General features: G+C 64.2%; 13 protein-coding genes. 2 read left to right on the top strand and 11 right to left on the bottom strand.

The features are described 5' to 3' along the window. Together WC739_RS19980 and WC739_RS19975 are read right to left on the bottom strand one after the other, a co-directional pair. A partial coding sequence (locus WC739_RS19980; RefSeq protein WP_372954750.1) for a DUF427 domain-containing protein occupies window positions 1–339 on the bottom strand: 339 nt, incomplete at its 3' end. Between the two features lie 89 nt (window positions 340–428). Continuing rightward, window positions 429–2084 carry an ABC transporter substrate-binding protein gene (locus WC739_RS19975; protein ID WP_372954749.1) on the bottom strand — a complete coding sequence of 552 codons (1656 nt, stop codon included), beginning with the start codon at window positions 2082–2084 and terminating at the stop codon, window positions 429–431. A 115-nt stretch (window positions 2085–2199) separates the two neighbouring features. On the opposite strand from WC739_RS19975, the gene WC739_RS19970 reads away from it, so the two are divergent. Further along, a complete protein-coding gene (locus WC739_RS19970) occupies window positions 2200–3108 on the top strand; it encodes a LysR family transcriptional regulator (protein WP_372954748.1) in 909 nt (302 codons plus the stop codon). 28 nt (window positions 3109–3136) lie between these two features. Here WC739_RS19970 and WC739_RS19965 read toward each other — a convergent pair whose 3' ends face one another. From WC739_RS19965 to WC739_RS19930, 8 genes are all read right to left on the bottom strand, one after another. Beyond that, on the bottom strand, window positions 3137–5164 hold the full coding sequence (locus tag WC739_RS19965) for a dipeptide ABC transporter ATP-binding protein (protein ID WP_372954747.1): 2028 nt from the start codon (window positions 5162–5164) through the stop codon (window positions 3137–3139). After that, on the bottom strand, window positions 5157–6035 hold the full coding sequence (locus tag WC739_RS19960; RefSeq protein WP_372954746.1) for an ABC transporter permease: 879 nt from the start codon (window positions 6033–6035) through the stop codon (window positions 5157–5159). Before WC739_RS19960 ends, WC739_RS19965 begins: the two co-directional genes overlap by 8 nt. Continuing rightward, the gene (locus WC739_RS19955; protein WP_372954745.1) at window positions 6032–6970 is read right to left on the bottom strand and encodes an ABC transporter permease; all 939 of its coding nucleotides are present in this window, start codon (window positions 6968–6970) and stop codon (window positions 6032–6034) included. Before WC739_RS19955 ends, WC739_RS19960 begins: the two co-directional genes overlap by 4 nt. An 86-nt stretch (window positions 6971–7056) precedes the next feature. After that, window positions 7057–8721 carry an ABC transporter substrate-binding protein gene (locus WC739_RS19950; protein ID WP_372954744.1) on the bottom strand — a complete coding sequence of 555 codons (1665 nt, stop codon included), beginning with the start codon at window positions 8719–8721 and terminating at the stop codon, window positions 7057–7059. A gap of 228 nt (window positions 8722–8949) precedes the next feature. Further along, complete coding sequence (locus WC739_RS19945) at window positions 8950–10134, bottom strand: mandelate racemase/muconate lactonizing enzyme family protein (protein ID WP_372954743.1); 1185 nt, start codon at window positions 10132–10134, stop codon at window positions 8950–8952. Window position 10135: 1 nt separating this feature from the next. Further along, the gene (locus tag WC739_RS19940; RefSeq protein ID WP_372954742.1) at window positions 10136–11242 is read right to left on the bottom strand and encodes a mandelate racemase/muconate lactonizing enzyme family protein; all 1107 of its coding nucleotides are present in this window, start codon (window positions 11240–11242) and stop codon (window positions 10136–10138) included. A 31-nt stretch (window positions 11243–11273) separates the two neighbouring features. After that, complete coding sequence (locus WC739_RS19935; RefSeq protein WP_372954741.1) at window positions 11274–11966, bottom strand: GntR family transcriptional regulator; 693 nt, start codon at window positions 11964–11966, stop codon at window positions 11274–11276. A gap of 126 nt (window positions 11967–12092) precedes the next feature. Beyond that, complete coding sequence (locus tag WC739_RS19930; protein ID WP_372954740.1) at window positions 12093–12881, bottom strand: 2OG-Fe(II) oxygenase; 789 nt, start codon at window positions 12879–12881, stop codon at window positions 12093–12095. A 102-nt stretch (window positions 12882–12983) separates the two neighbouring features. Between WC739_RS19930 and WC739_RS19925 the strand changes: the two genes are divergently transcribed. Beyond that, a complete protein-coding gene (locus tag WC739_RS19925; RefSeq protein ID WP_372954739.1) occupies window positions 12984–13892 on the top strand; it encodes a LysR family transcriptional regulator in 909 nt (302 codons plus the stop codon). A gap of 41 nt (window positions 13893–13933) precedes the next feature. On the opposite strand, the gene WC739_RS19920 is transcribed toward WC739_RS19925, so the two are convergent. Then, window positions 13934–14391: efflux RND transporter periplasmic adaptor subunit (locus tag WC739_RS19920; RefSeq protein WP_372954738.1), on the bottom strand; the 458-nt coding region annotated here is incomplete at its 5' end.

Genomic DNA, 14391 nt, shown 5'->3' with positions numbered 1-14391 from the left:
GGCTATGTAGTCCGACAGCAGCGGGGAACCCTTAACCGGGTCGAGATAACGCCAGGCGGCATCTTCGACCAGGGTGATGCCGGTGTTGAGCGAATAATGCGTGGCGACGCCCTTGAACGGGCTTTCGGTCGTGGTTGCGCTCGGCAGCAGGAATTCCTCGCGCACGTCGCTCATCGGGAAGTAGTAGACCGGCAGATGGTCGGACTCGTAGAGCACCAGTGCCCTGGTGGTGTCGGCGACGACCATTGCTCCCACCTGGACGCGCAGCCGCTTTTGCGTCGGCATGGTGAAGGCGACATAGCCCGGCTCGAACTCATACTGCGTGATCGTGTCGAGCAGGGGGAAATGCGGTCCGCGACCGCGCAGATGGGGCTTGCGAATGATACTCTCCCGTTTTTCTTCTTTCAGGGCGTGGCGATGGCGCACGATCAGCTCAACGACACGCGATCGAGCAGCAGCCCGGCCGCGATCGCCGGCAGGCCGCTGACATTCTTGCGCACCGGCACCAGCAGGTCGGGGAAATAGCTGAAGATGACGGGCGTCTCATCAAGCAGCAGTTTCTGGATATCGGAGGCGGCTGTGCGTTGTGCCCCGATGTCGAGCGCTTTCAGATAGGAGGTGACCATGCCGTCATAGGCCGGGTTCTTGAAATGGGCGGCATTCCACGGGCCGTCGCTGACCAGCGGACTTTTCAGGAAGACGTTCGGCACGCTGCGATGCGCGTAGTCGGTGATCCCGAGCGGGCTGTCCAGCCAGTCCGACTGGCCGAAGACCGCCTTGCCGTAATATTTGTCCTGGTCCTCGATGTTGAGCGAGATACGCGCACCGATCGCCTTGGCGAAATTCTGGAACAGCTGTGCGTAGCCGGGAATGTCGGAATAACGCAGCGTCGTCAGCGTGACGTCGAAGCCGTCCGCCAACCCGGCGGCTTCGAGCAGCTGCTTGGCCTTGGCGATGTCCTGGACGCGTTGCGGCACCGTTTTGTCGGTCGCCGGGAAGGCCGGCGCGAACGGACTGTCATTGCCGGTCGCCGCCATGCCGCGACAGAGCCCATCGACCAGCTTGGAGCGGTTTATGCTGAGCGCCAGCGCCTGGCGCACGCGCTTGTCGGTGAACGGGCCGGTGTCGCAGCGCATATGCAACTGGCGGTGCGCGGTCGAGGGCACACGCAGTACGGTGATGTCGGGATTGTTCAGCACCACCTGGCTGACATCGAGAGGGACGGCATCGAGGATGTCGACCTCGCCGGCCTGCAGCGCCAGGATGCGCGGCTGCACGTCGGCGTAGAATTTGAATTCGAGGCGGTCGGGCAGGGCCTTCTCGCCCCAATAATCCGGGTTGCGCACGAAGGTGGCGCCGACCTTCGGTGTATAGGTCTCCAGCCGGAACGGCCCGGTGCCCTCAAAGGTCTTTTCGTAATCCCCCTTGTAGCTCGCCGGCAGGATGACTGCGTTGTAGTTGTCGATCGAAACCGAATAGGGAAAGCTGCCGTTCGGCGCGTCGAGATGGAAGGCGACGGTGTGCTCGTCGACCTTTCGGGTGCCGCCCTTCGACAGCAGCCCCTTGAAGACCGAAAGGGCGTTCGAGGCGCCGTCCGGATCGGCGAGGCGATCGAAGGTCGCGACGACGTCATCAGCCTTGAAGTCCTCGCCATTGTGGAATTTCACGCCTTTGCGCAGCTTGAAGGTCCACACGCTGCCATCCTCGTTCGGCGACCAGCTTTCCGCCAGCACCGGTTTCAAGGTGAGGTCCGGCTGGGTGATGCAAAGGAATTCGGCGCTCTGGAAAACCAGCTGGTAGCTGCCGCTGTCATAATAGGTGACGGGATCGATGGCGCCGCCCGGCGTCGCGACGCCCGCCCGCACCGTACCGCCCGGCTTGCCCTCGGCACGTGCCGCCTGTGTGCCAAACCCGGCCGCGGCGACAAGGCTGCCCAGGAAGGGCAGGGACAGGCCAAGCACGCTGCCATGGCGGAGGAAATCGCGCCGCCCGATCCTGCCGGCGAGCAGCTCGTCGACAGCGGAATTTTCGATTGCTGTCAGGTTCTTGCGAGCGGTGTCAATCGTCATGAAACGCCTTGGCATGGCTGCATTCCTCGCTTGCGCTTGAAAGATCAGCCATCTAGGTCATTGTTGTCTGCCGTCGGAAAGCGATATTTTTTGATAGCGGTCATCGAAATTTTCGATGCAGGGTGTGAGCATGGATACCGAAAACCTGCGCAGTTTCCTGGAAGTTGCGGAACATGGCAGCTTCACCGTGGCGGCCAGCCGGCTCAATCTTGCCCAGTCTACCATCAGCGCGCGGATAAGGGGGCTGGAGGAGCAATTAGGCCGCCGGCTCTTCGTGCGCGATCGCGACGGCGTCACGCTGACACCGGCCGGCCGGCAGTTCCTGCCGCACGCCTCTTCCATCACCCGCACCTGGGAGCAATCGAGACAGGACATCGCCGTGCCCGATGGCTACGAGACCTTGCTGCGGCTGACGGCGCCCGCCTATTTGTGGGACCGCATCACCTCGCCCTGGGTCGAATGGATGCGCGCCAGGCGGCCGAACGTCGCGCTGCGGCTGGAGGGAAGTTTCCCGGACCTGGCGATTGACCAGTTGGCGGAAGGCCTTCTCGATATCTGCATCCTCTATCTGCCGCGCCCGCATCCCGGCATCGTCTACGAAACTCTGGCCGTCGATCAGGTTGTCCTCGTCCAGCATGCCGCGCAGACGAAACCATGGACGGAAAACTACATCCTGATGGATTGGGGGCTGGAGTTCCGTATCGAGCACGACCGCGCCTTTGCCGGCGTGGTGAAACCAGCCATCTCGGCCGGGCTGGTTTTCATCGGGATGCAGCATGTGCTGTCGCGGCAGGCGGCAGCCTATCTGCCGCTGAGTGCCGTCAGCGGCCATATCGAGCGCGGCGAGATGCGCCGCATCGACAACACGCCGGTCTTCCAGCGGCCGATCTATCTCGCCTATCCCTCCAATCCGGTCTCGTCGGACGTGCTGGAGGTCGCGCTGACCGGGCTGCGGATATTGACCAGGGATTGGGCGGATGGTCAGGGGTTCTCGGAAGGTGACCGCTCCCTGGGCACGGCCGGCCCGACCATGTCATAGGATCACCTACAGGCGATGTGGGCTGGGTCTATGCCGGTTCGATCACGGGCGCTGCCGCCTGCAGCCTTGCAAGCTCAGGGTAGGGGATGTGGCAGCGGATCGCATGGCCGGGCTGGGCCTCGGCCAGCGGCGGCTCCTGCTGCTCGCAGATCGCACCGAGCTTTCGCGGGCAACGCGTGTGGAACACGCAGCCCGATGGCGGATTGGTGGCGCTTGGGATTTCTCCGTCGAGCCGAATGCGCGTCGTCTCGGTCTGGTCGAGCTTGGGCACGGCCGATAGCAGCGCCTCGGTGTAGGGATGATGCGGGCCGGAAAAGACATCCTCCGACGGTCCAAGCTCCATGATGCGGCCGAGATAGAGCACGGCGATCTTGTCGGAGAGGTAACGCACCACGGCGAGGTCGTGCGAGATGAAGATATAGCTGACGTCTTCCTTGGCCTGCAGGTCGGCGAGCAGGTTGAGGATGGCCGCCTGTACCGAAACATCGAGCGCCGATGTCGGCTCGTCGCAGACGACGATGCGCGGATCGCCGGCGAAGGCGCGCGCGATGGCGACGCGCTGCTTCAGCCCGCCGGAAAGCTGGCGCGGCTTGACCGCGAGGTGCCGTTCGGTCAACCGGACGGAGCGAATGAGGTCGTTGAGGCGCGCCTCCAGCGCCTTGCCGCTCAAACCCGCCAGGCGTTTCAGCGCCCGGCTGATCAGGTGCCGGATCGAATGCGAGCGGTTGAGCGCCGAGTCGGGATTCTGGAAGACGATCTGCATCGCCTTGACCTGGTCGTCGCTGCGGTTCTGCAGCCTTGGCGCCAGCGCCTTGCCCTCCAGTTCGATCGTGCCGCCCGCGTCCGGCGGGACCAGCCCGAGCAGTAGCCTGGCGAAGGTCGTCTTGCCGCTGCCGGACTCTCCGACCAGCCCGAGCGTTTCGCCAGGCCGTAGATCGAGCGACACGTCCTTGACGGCGCGCAATGCATGGCCGTGGCTGGCAAAGGTCTTGTTGAGCCCGGCGACGCGCAGCACGGGCAGCGCCGTCACCTTTGGTGCTGGCGCGACGTCGCTCGGTGTCGCGCGCGGCAGCGCCTGCGCCCTGTCGTGATAGAAGCAGCGCGACAACCGCCCGCCCAGATCATAGAGCGGCGGCAATTCGTTGCGGCAACGGTCGTCGGCGAGCGCACAGCGGTCGGCGAAAGCGCAGCCCTTTATCACCGCGCCGATGCCGGGCAGGAAACCCGGGATGGTGTCGAGCCGGCCCTGGTCCTTGCGCTGGCCGCCGCGCGGCAGGCAGCGCAGCAGCGCCACCGTGTAAGGATGGCGCGGATCGTTGAATACGACGTCCGTCGGCCCTTCCTCGACCAGCATGCCGGCATAGAGCACGCCGACCCGGTCGCACATGTTGGCGACGACCGCGAGGTTATGGCTGATGAACAGGATCGAGGCCGACAGTTCGTGGCGTAACTGCGCGATCAGGTCGAGGACCTCTGCCTCAACCGTCGCATCGAGACCGGTCGTCGGCTCGTCGAGGATCAGCATCGAGGGATCGTTGGCAAGCGCCATGGCGATCGCCACGCGTTGCTGCATGCCGCCGGAAAGCTGATGCGGATAGCGCTGCATGACGCTTTTTGGATCGGAGATGCGCACGCGGTTGAGCATGGCGATCGCCCGGTCCTCGGCCGCCTGACCCGAGGTGCCGCCAAGTTCGAAGATCTCGGTCAGTTGCCGGCCGATGCGGATCGACGGGTTCAGCGCCTTGCCCGGATCCTGGTAGACCATGGAGACGCTTTCCGCCCGCGCCCGTCTGAGCGCCTCGCCGTCCAGCTTCATCACATCCTGGCCGTCGAGCGAGATCGCGCCGCCGGTGATCGAGCCGTTCCGCGGCAGGTAGCGCACCACCGACAGCGCCACCGTGGATTTGCCGCAGCCGGACTCGCCGACCAGACCGTAGGCCTCGCCTTGGCGGATGTTGAGGCTGAGATTGCGAAGCACAGCGCGGTTGCGGCCGGCGACCCGGTAGGCAACCGAAAGGTCGTGCAATTCCAGCGCGTTGGCAGCCTGTTCAGTCATTGAGCGCTCCGTGGACGCCGTCTGCCGCCAGGTTGACTCCGATCACCAGCGAGGCGATCGCCAGGGCGTCGAACAGCACCGTCCACCAGAAGCCGCCGCCGATCATGCCGTAATTGGTGGAGATCGAGAGCCCCCAGTCGGGCGACGGCGGCTGGATGCCGAAGCCCATGAAGGAGAGCGTGGCCACCGCGAAAATCGCGTAGCCGAGACGCACGGTCGTCTCGACCAGGATCGGTGGAATGACGTTCGGCAGGATCTCGACGAACATCGTATGCATGGCACTTTCATGCCGAAGCTGCGCGGCGGCGACATAGTCGAGTTCACGCTCGGCGAGCACGGCGGAACGCACGGTGCGCGCGATGATCGGCGCGAAGCTGAGGCCGATGACGACGATGACCGTTGTCTTGGACGTGCCGAGCGCCACGATGGCCAACAGCGCGACGATGACGACGGGGATCGCCATGAAGGCTTCGAGGACGCGGCTGACGACATCGTCGACAATGCCCCTGAAATAGCCGGTGAGCAGGCCGAGCGCCGTGCCGGCCACGGTCGCCAGCAAGGTTGCCAGCGGCGCCACGGTCAGGATGTCGCGCGAGCCAACGATGACGCGCGAGAAGACGTCGCGGCCGATCTGGTCGGTGCCGAACCAGTGTTCGGCCGAAGGCGGCGCCAGCGCGTTGATGATGTCGTCGGCAAGCGGGTCGTAGGGCGCGAAATGTTCGCCGAATAGCGCGCAGGCGACCCAGAACAGCACGATAACGAGACCGGTCAGGAAGGTGCCGGAACGCAGCAGCGAGGACAGAACTTCCGCCAGCGGGCCGCGCCGGCGGGTGTCGTCTGGCGCGGGCGAGGCGGTCTGAATGGTGCTCATTGGTCGGACCCCAGCCGGATGCGTGGATTGAGCACGGAGTAGAGGAAGTCGGCGGCAAGCGTGGCCACCGAATAGACGATGCCGATGGTCAGGATGCCGGATTCCAGCATCGGGAAGTCCTTGCCGCGCGCGGCGGTGAAGATCAGCGAGCCGATGCCCTGGTAACGGAACAGTGTCTCGATCACCACAAGCCCGCCGATCAGGTAGCCGGTCTGCGTCGCGATGACGGTGATGGTCGGCAGCAGCGCGTTGCGCAGCACATGGCGCCAGATCACCGTGCGCCATGGCAGGCCTTTGAGCACGGCTGTTCGCGTATAGTCGGAATCGAGCGCCTCGATCATGCCGGACCGCGCCATGCGGGCGATATAGCCGAACAGCACCAGGAACAGCGGCAGCGAGGGCAGGATCAGGTAGTAGAGCTGGGTGAAGAAGCCGGCATCGCGCGGCCACGCGGCCGAGATCGGCAGCCAGCGCAGCCAGACGCCGAAGATCAGGATCAGGATGATGCCGGTGACGAATTCCGGCAGCACCGTCACCGACAGGCCACCAAGGCTGATGATGCGATCGAGCGGGCGGTTGAGATTGAGCGCGGCGATGACACCGCCAAGGATGCCGATCGGCACGACGAAGATGAAGGCGACCGCCGCCAGTTTCATGGAATTGCCGAGCGCATCGACGACGAAGGGTGCGACGGGCGAGCGGAAGACATAGGACATGCCCATGTCGCCTCGCACGAAGTTCCAGATCCAGCTCACATACTGGGTGAGCAGCGGACGATCGACACCGAGCGTGTGATTGAGCGTATCGACCGCGCGCTGGTCGGCGAACGGGCCCAGTATGGCGCGTCCGACATTGCCGGGCAGCACCTGGCCGCCCAGGAACACCATGATGCTGAGCAGGAACAGCGTGACGAGCGACAGGGATACACGCCGCACAAAGAAGGAGAGAATGGCTAAGGCTCCTTGTGGAGCCAGCCCCCGCGCGGGAGCTGGCTGTTAGAGGATTGGCTTTCCCTTCAGGCTCAGGCCTTCGATGCCTTGTCGAGGAACAGTTGCGACATCGCGGTCGGCTGCACGCCGGCTACGCCCTTCGCCGTCGCCGTCAGATAGTCATAGAAGTAGCCGAAGATGACCGGCGTTTCCTCGAGCAGCAGCTTCTGGATCTTGCCGGCGTCAGCCTTCTGCGCCTCGAGGTCGAGCGCGGCGATGTAGCTGGTCGCCAGCGTGTCGTAGTCCTTGTTCTTGAAGTGCGCCGCGTTCCAGGTGCCGTCGCTCTTCAGCGGCGCCGCGAGGTAGACATTCGGCACGCCGCGGTGACCGTAGTCGGTGATGCCCATCACTGAATCCAGCCAGTTCGACTTTCCGAACACGGCGTCTCCATAATAGCCGCTCTGGTCGAGAATATTGAGCTCGAGCTCGATGCCGATCTCCTTGACCCAGTTCTGGATGAGCTGGGCATATTCGGGGATTTCCAGGTAGCGCTCGGTGGTCAGCGTCACCTTGAAGCCCTTGCCGGCGCCAGCCGCGTCCATCAGCTGCTTGGCCTGCGCGATGTCGCGCTTGCGTTGCGGCACGCTCGGGTCGGTCGAAGGATAGACGGCGGCGAACGGGCTGTCGTTGCCAGGCGTGGCGCGGCCCTTCATCAGGCCGGCGACCAGCTTGTCGCGGTCGAGGCTGAGCGCGATGGCGCGGCGCACCCGCGGGTCCTTCAGCGGGCCGTCGTCGCAGCGCAGGTGCAATTGCTGGTGCGCGGACGATTTCAGGCTGATGATGTCGACGTTTGGATCGCTGAGCAGCGCTACGCCCGACAGCACTGGCATCTGGTTGATGATGTCGACCTGGCCGCCCTGGAGTGCCAGGATCATCGGCTGCACATCGGTGAAGAAGGTGAACTCGGTGCGCTCCGGCAATGCCTTCGGCCCCCAGTAGTTCTCGTTGCGGACGAAGGATGCGCCGACCTTGGCGGTGTATTTCTCGATCTTGAACGGCCCGGTGCCGTCGAAGCTTGTCTCGTAGTCACCCTTGTAGCTCGCCGGGATGATGACGGCGTTGTAGTTGTCGGACGACACCATGTAGGGGAAATTGCCGTTCGGCGCGTCGAGGTGGAATTCGACGGTGTAGTCGTCGACCTTCTTGGTGGCGCCCTTCTGCAGGATGCCGGTGAACACCGACAATGCGTTGGATGAGTTTGCCGGGTCGGCGAGGCGGTCGATGCTGGCCACCACATCGTCGGCCTTCATCTCGCCGCCGCTGTGGAATTTGACGCCCTTGCGCAGCTTGAAAGTCCATACCGTACCGTTGTCGTTCGGCTTCCAGCTCTCGGCCAATGCCGGCTGCAGGACCAGGTCAGGGCCGTCCACGCACAGGAACTCTGCGACCTGCTGCATGACCAGGAGACCGCCCGCATCGGCGATCGTGACCGGGTCGATCGTCGCCGCCGGGACACTGCTGGCGACGCGAATGGTGGCTCCGGGCGCGCCCTGGGCGCGGGCGAGCGATGGCATGCCTCCGAACCCGGCGGCCGTGGTGATGCCGCCCAGAAGCGGCAGCGACAGGCCAAGCAGGCTGCCGTGGCGGATGAAGTCGCGGCGGCTGACCCTGCCGTCGACGAGCCCGTCGATCAGGTGGTTTTCGAGCGGCGAGCGATTGCGCCGGATCAGGTCGAGAATGCTGTAGTTCTTGCTCATGGGTTTAACCCTTTCCCCTGTGTTCTTATGAGTGCCGATTTGGTGTGGATCGCTCCACTGCCTGGCCGCCGGAAGTCCTTCGGCCATGACTGTAGCACGCGATTTTTTCCGGTCCACCCGGTTGGCGTGGATGCACCGGATTGTTGACTGCGCTGCTTCCAAACGTCTGTGGCCGACCTTCCAGACCAACGTCGCGGGGGTTGGCTTCTCGTCATGGCCGCCCGCCGTTCAATTCAGCGGCAAGCGGCGATAGGTCCCGGGCCGGGCCGGATCATGGTACTTGTTGCAGGGTCCTTTCTCGGTGAAGTCCCGGTGACAGGCGGCGAGGTTTTCCCGCGACAGAGTGACACCGAGGCCGGGGCCTTCCGGCACGCGCACGACATTGTCGTTGGGAGAGAACGGTCCTTCCTCGGTGACATCCATCGGCAGCATGCGAAACAGCGACTGGTTCGGCTCCCTGATCCAGCCGAGCGCCGCGCACAGATGCAGGTAGGCGGCACTGCCGATGCCGCTGTCGCCGCTGTAGCACCAGTAGTCGATGCCGGCGTGCTCGCAGGCGCCGACGAAGCGCAGCATCCGCCCGATGCCGCCATGCACGGTCGGATTGCCGACGAACGCATCCGGCACCTTCATGTCCATGGCGCGGGCAATGTCGATATTGTGGGTCGAGAAGGGGATCGAGCAGTGGCGCCTCAGCTCCCGCATGTCCTCGACAGTCGCCACAGGATCCTCCCAGTTGCGCACGCCCAACTCTTCCAGCGGCCGCGCCAGCCGGCGCGCGGTGCTGAGCGAATAGGCCTGGTTGGAATCGATGCGGATCATCGCATCGTCGCCGAGTTTTTCGCGGATCAGCTCGACCATTCTCAGCGAGACTTTCGGGTCTTGCGTCGAGAATTTGCCTTCGAAGTACGTCGTACCGAATGTCTCGTGCAGTTCGACACAATAGTCGGCGACCTGCTCGGGCGTCGTCTCGCCCTTGACCTTCGGCCCGTCGCCACGCAGCGAGAAATAGTCGGTGAACGGGATGTCCTTGCGCACGGCGCCGCCGAACAGCTGGTAGAGCGGCTGGTTCCACGCCTTGCCGCGCAGGTCCCACAAGGCCATCTCGATGGCGCCGAAAGCCATGATGCGTGTCCGGTCGTTGATCGATTGCACGCCGGTCCAGTAGGGCAGGCAGACATGCTCGGCGCCGGCGATGTCGAAGGCGTCGCGGCCAACAAGACGCTGAGCCAGGACGTCGTTGATGATGGCGGCCGCCGCGGGCGTCGGCGCTTCGCCCAAGCCGATCAGCCCATCCTCGGTCTCGACTTCGACGATGGTTGGAGAAAATCCGTCGAGCTCGCCGAACACCCAGGCATAGGGGGCCTCGAGGCGCAGATTGATCGGCGTGGCCTTAATGGCGCGGATTTTCATCTCAGCGGCCGATCGCAAAGAACGGCGCGCCGAGCAGGTCGGGAACGACGTCGATGCCAAGGCCCGGCCCCGCCGGAATGCCCATGCGGCTGCCCGTCACCGGCGGCATGTTCGAGGCGGTGCGCACCGTCACCCACTCGTGAAAGGCGATCGCATGCAGCCGCCGCTCTTCCGGCGTCGATAGCGACAGATGTGCCATGGCTGCGGTGTCGATCTCGGCGCCGCCGGTGTCCTCGACGGTGACCATGAAGCCGAGGTCGACGGCGAGGTCGCGGATCTGGCGTGTCTTCGTCACGCCGCCCAGTCGCGAGATCTTGAGCGTCAGTCCGTCGGCCGCGCCCTTGCGGTGGATGTCGAGCATGTCGTCCAGCGAAGCGACGGATTCGTCGAGCACCATTGGCTTGTCGAGCGAACGTCGCACCGACATGCATTCGTCGATGGTCGTGCAGGGCTGCTCGAACGTATAATCGATCGCGCGTGTCGCGTCGACGAACTGGCGCGCCTGATAAGGCGTCCAGCCGGCATTGGCGTCGCAGAAAATGACAGTGCCCTTCGGCACCGAAGCGGCCACGGCGGTGACGCGCTCGATGTCGTCATGGACATGGCCGCCAACCTTGACCTGCAGCCGGTGGAAGCCGTCCTCGACGATCCGCTTGGCCAATGCGGCCATGGCATCGACGCTGCCATGGGTGACGACCTTGTAGAGCTCGGCGGTCTCGCTCTCCTGGCCGCCGAGCAGCGTGACCAGCGGCACGTCGGCGGCGCGTGCCGCCATGTCCCAGCAGGCCATGTCGAGCGCCGACTTGATGTAGGGATGGCCCTTGAACACCGTATCCATCAGCCGCCCGATCCCGGCCAGTCCGCGCGGATCGTGGCCGATGAGATGCGGCGCGATTTCGGCCACGCCGGCGCGCACGCCGGCGGCGAAGGCCGGCGAGTAGAAATTGCCGAGCGGCGCCATCTCGCCCCAGCCGGTCAGACCGCTGTCGGAGGTGATGGACACGATCACCGCGTCGAAGGCGTCGGCGACGCGACCCTTCGACATGCGGTAAGGCCCGTCCACGAAGGGCTGCACGACATGGTAGGCTTTTATGGCTTCGATCAGCACGTGTGTGTCCGTTGCTAGGATGTCTGGGAGATCAAGCGCCCTTCGACGGGCGCTGTTCGAGGTCGCGGGCGTAGGCAAGCAGCTCTTCGAAATCGAGGTCTATGTGCTCGCGTGCATGGCGTTGCGCGGCGCGCATGTCGGTGCCCTTGAGCAGCCGCACATAGGTCTCGTGGACGTCTTCGGCCGGCACCGCTTCCCTGCGTGCCTGCTGGTGCAGCGCGAAATACATCTGCAACCGGCTGGTCAGCCGCTGCCAGGTTTCCAGCAGGACCGAATTGTCGGCCCATTCATGGATCAGGCCATGCAATTGTAGCGCCGTTTCGATCTGCCTTGTGGTGTCGCGGTTGCGTGTCGCCTGCTTCACGGCGTCATGGCGCCGGTCAAGCTCGTCGAAGAAACGCTCGTCGCGCTGCTTCCATGTCCGCTCGATGGCGAACTCGTCGAGCACCTTGTTGAGCGAGTAGGCGTCGTCGATGTCCTTGGCCGTGACGTTGATGACGAAGGTGCCGGCATAGGGAATGCTGGTCAGGATGCCTTCCTGCACCAGTTCGCGCATCGCCTCGCGCAGTGGCGCGCGGCTCACCCGCATCTGTTCTGATATCCGGAGCTCGTTGAGCTTCTGGCCCGGTTCCAGCTGACCGGTCAGGATCGCGCGTCTCAACAGCGCGACGATCTCGGCGCGGCGCGTCGTATCCGCGATCGGACTGAAATCCGTTTTTCCCATTCGGCCGTTCCCGATAAAACCGAAAGCAAGACAAACAGATTGTCGACAATCTAACAAGAGGTCGGATTCAAATTCTCTACCCCTATTTCGATCACCGCGACTTCGCGTTGTCGAAACGATCGGCGCTCAGGCCGCGCGGCCATAGAAACCGATGCGCTCCTCGCTGCTGAACATGACGCCCGGCTTCTCATAGTAGGAGAAAACCGCGATCACGCGCTCGCGGTCGCCTTCGACGGTGGTGACACGATGCGCGGTGTTCTTGCCACGGAAAACGTTGAGCGTGCCCGGCTTCACACGCAGGATCCTGGCGTCGGGATCACGGCCTTCGAGCAATCTGGCGACGCCGTCATAGTTGGGATTGTCGTCCGAGCGCAGATCGGTGCGGTATTCGAAATCGCCGCCGCGCTGCGGCGCCTGCAGGAGGAGGGTGGTGGTGAATTCCGAGCGGTCGAAATGCCAGTTCAGGGCTTCACCGGCGCGATAGGCCATGACATTGGCGCGCGCCAGCGGATCCTGCATGACATGCAGCTTCGTTTTCCCCATGGCCGCGGCGAGGAAGCGCAGCAGCGGCTCATATTCGTAGATGGCGAGCACGATACTGCCGGGAATCTGATCGGCGCAGACCGTGTGGCTGATGGTCTCGACTTTGCGCAAAGCCGGGTGATCGGGGGCAAGCTCGGGGATGTCGGGCTTGAAGTAGATGTTGTGCATGCGCCTGTGCACATGCGACCGAGCCGCCATGGCCGGCTGGATTTCCTGGGCCGCCCTTTCCGCAACACCGGGACGCAGGAAGCCTTCGAGATTGAACATGCCATCGGTTTCGAGAGCGGCGGCGGATTGATCGACGAGACGCTGCCATTCGGCGCTGCCTTCGCGATCGAGGGGATAGCGGTCGAGATCGAGAATGTCTTTCATAGCCACGGCTCCAGGTTTCGCAGCTCAGCAGACGACAAAAAAATCTTTCTCTCAACGCGGAAAATTATTAGTGTTGGCAAAGAAAAACTTATGGAGCCCGGTGTGGAACGGCTGCCTCCGCTGAATGCCATAAGGGCTTTCGAGGTCGCCGCCCGTGCGGGGAGCTTCACGCTGGCCGCGAGCGAACTCGGCGTGTCTTCGGCGGCGGTCAGCCAGCAGATCCGCAATCTCGAGTCCTGGTTCGGCAAACAGCTCTTCGTGCGCCGCGGCAACCGCATCGTGCTCACCGATGCCGGTCACGCCATCTACCCGCAGACCGCGCGTGCGCTGGGCGACATCGCGGCGATCGGCCGGCGGATGCTGGAGGGAGGCTTGCGGACGCGTCTTGTCGTCAGCGTGCCGTTTTCACTGGCCGAACTCTGGCTGGCGCCCAGACTGGCCGTGCTTCTCGATGCCTTTCCCCACATGGCCATCGACGTCCGCGTCGAGGACGATCCGGTCGACCTGATGCGCCAGAACATCGACCTTCGCATCAGCTATGGCGATTATCATTATCCGGCATTGAAACTCGTTCGGCTCGTCCATGACGATGTCCTGCCGGTCTGCGCGCCCGAGTTCTGGCACAGCCATGGCAATGGCGATAAGGGACTGGCGAACCTGCATGAGAGCCTGTTCATCCATACCAATTGGGGGCCGAACTATGCCTCCCATCCGACCTGGGCGGATTGGTTCGCGGCATCGGGAGGCAGCCGTGCACCAGACCCGTCGCACGGCCGGCGCGTCGGCCTGTCCAGCTTGGCGATTGCGTCGGCAAGGCTGGGTCTGGGCATTGCCCTTGGCCAGCGCGTCCTGGCGCAGGCCGATCTGAAGGCGGGGCGGCTGATCGCGCCGTCCTCCATCTCGGTTCGCCTCGGACATCCCTATTGCGCGTTCATGCCGCCGGCCAAGGCCGATCGTGCCGATGTGGCCGGCCTGGTGGAGCTGCTGGCGAAAACGGCGCCCCCGACCTGACTGGCCGGAGGCGCCGCTGAAGCCGGTCCTGACGGGGGTGTTCAGGTCGCCGGCTTTTCCGGTAGCGGAGAGATCGGCATTCCCGGTCCGATCTTCTGCAGATTGCCTGTTATGACTTGGTCGCCCTCGGCCACGCCGCTCAGGATGGCCACCTGATCGCCGCTGATCGGGCCGAGCGAAACGATGCGCTGGTCAACCGTGTTGCCCTTGCCGACGACGTAGAGATATTTGCCGAGCTGGCTCGATCCCAGCGCCGTCTGCGGCACCATCAGCGCATCGGCCTGCTGCTTCACATGCAGCCGGACCCGGACATACTGACCCGGCAGCAGTGTGAACTTGCCGTTGCCGATCGTCGCCCGTGCGGTGATCGTGCCCGTCGAGCGGTCGACGGAATTGTCGATGAAGGTGAGTTCGCCCTTTTGGCTGGCGCCTGTCTCGCCAGGCAGCAGCACCTCGACCTCGATCGGGCCGGCCGCGCGGGCCTGCTCGATCTCGGCCA

The sequence above is a fragment of the Mesorhizobium sp. genome, assembly GCF_041661565.1.
Classification (GTDB): Bacteria; Pseudomonadota; Alphaproteobacteria; order Rhizobiales; family Rhizobiaceae; genus Mesorhizobium.
This window is presented reverse-complemented; position numbering and strand designations above follow the sequence as displayed.

Excerpts from the sequence above, each read along its gene's own strand:
- WC739_RS19975 (WP_372954749.1), bottom strand. The coding sequence starts at position 2,084 with ATGCCAAGGCGTTTCATGACGATTGACACCGCTCGCAAGAACCTGACA.
- WC739_RS19970 (WP_372954748.1), top strand. The coding sequence starts at position 2,200 with ATGGATACCGAAAACCTGCGCAGTTTCCTGGAAGTTGCGGAACATGGC.
- WC739_RS19965 (WP_372954747.1), bottom strand. The coding sequence starts at position 5,164 with ATGACTGAACAGGCTGCCAACGCGCTGGAATTGCACGACCTTTCGGTT.
- WC739_RS19960 (WP_372954746.1), bottom strand. The coding sequence starts at position 6,035 with ATGAGCACCATTCAGACCGCCTCGCCCGCGCCAGACGACACCCGCCGG.
- WC739_RS19950 (WP_372954744.1), bottom strand. The coding sequence starts at position 8,721 with ATGAGCAAGAACTACAGCATTCTCGACCTGATCCGGCGCAATCGCTCG.
- WC739_RS19945 (WP_372954743.1), bottom strand. The coding sequence starts at position 10,134 with ATGAAAATCCGCGCCATTAAGGCCACGCCGATCAATCTGCGCCTCGAG.
- WC739_RS19935 (WP_372954741.1), bottom strand. The coding sequence starts at position 11,966 with ATGGGAAAAACGGATTTCAGTCCGATCGCGGATACGACGCGCCGCGCC.
- WC739_RS19930 (WP_372954740.1), bottom strand. The coding sequence starts at position 12,881 with ATGAAAGACATTCTCGATCTCGACCGCTATCCCCTCGATCGCGAAGGC.